Raw genomic sequence first — 1291 nt, 5'->3', positions numbered from 1 at the left:
TCTTATAACTGGGTGCATCGTTCCCTACTCCCCACTCCCTAAAACCTAGGACGAGGTACCTTTGCCAATTCAGAACTGGTATATACTGCAAATAGGTAAGGACTTTTGAAAAAAAGGATACAACTGATTGGATTGTTACGGTCGATGTCCCCTATTACGGGGAGCACCTCCGATTCAGAACCGTGCATGAAACTTTCGTCTCACACGGCTCCTGGGTAAACTCGGTCTATGACCGGCCTTTCGGCTTGCTCCAATGTATCTGTTGGTGGCAGCTTTGATGAACTACTAGTAAGTTCTTATTAGACCAATTGTCGTGGTTTCCATCTATATGATGAAGATGTACAGATTCGTCTTCTAAGAACTTCAATCCACAGTATCCACAGGAATGGTTTTGCCTTTTCAATGCTTCGGAGGTAGTATCGGAATAAAGGAGGGAGTTCCTTTGGCTCCAGTAGACTAGGTCACCGTCATAGGGTGACTTTGTCCCCCTTACGTTCACGTGCTGATTTTGTTTGTATCCTACCTTTGGGAATGCCTTTTTGCATAGTTCGGAAGCTCTGTACCGACTTACTTTCTTTTCCTTTCGGAACTTTCGGTGGGCAGTGTGATTCATGAACCATAGTTTATCCCGTGCGCTGCTCATATCGCAGCTGCTGTGGTAGTTTCGCCATCCGCGTACGATAGGGGCTAGTTTCTTGGCTTTTACTTCGGCACCATAATTCGAGCAGTTGACTACGGTTTTAATCTTCTTACGGATGTTCCGGTGGTTTTCCTCTGAGGGAGTACACGAGAACTTTCCGTCTTTTCTGACGCGGAATTTCCACCCCAGGAAGTCAAATCCGTCTGTCGTTTTAGTCAGCTTGGTCTTTTCTTCACTGATTTCCATTCCTCTTTCAGCCAAGAATTTATTGACTTTGTTGATAATTTTTTCAGCATTATCTTTTGGCTTTAGAATAAACACCATATCGTCTGCGTATCGCAAACTTGTGTGTATATCTTCTATTCCGTTTAGTGCCACATTAGCTAGTAAGGGACTTACCACACCGCCCTGGGGTGTACCCTGGTCTGGAAATTCTACGGATACTCCTGCTTTAAGGCATCTGAATATTCCGTTTTTGATTTTTACTGGTGCTATTAGTCTTTCCATTATGGAGTTGTGGTTGATTCGGTCGAAGCATTTTTTGATGTCTAACTCTATGATTCGTTTGTTGATACCATTGGAGTTCGATTTCAGATGTATCTGTAACCTTTTTTGGACATCTTGGGCGCACCTACCCGTTCTGAATCCGTA

General features: G+C 43.8%; 1 protein-coding gene. It reads right to left on the bottom strand.

Translation table 11 applies throughout. The features are described from left to right. Positions 1–226: 226 nt before the first annotated feature. Positions 227–1291 (bottom strand): reverse transcriptase domain-containing protein (locus tag F6J99_RS45090; protein ID WP_293123968.1); only part of this gene is annotated, 1065 nt, incomplete at its 5' end.

The sequence above is a fragment of the Moorena sp. SIO4G3 genome (assembly GCF_010692305.1).
Lineage (GTDB): Bacteria > Cyanobacteriota > Cyanobacteriia > Cyanobacteriales > Coleofasciculaceae > Moorena > Moorena producens_A.
The sequence above is the reverse complement of the archived record's forward strand: the minus strand, read 5'-3'. Positions and strand labels throughout refer to the sequence as shown.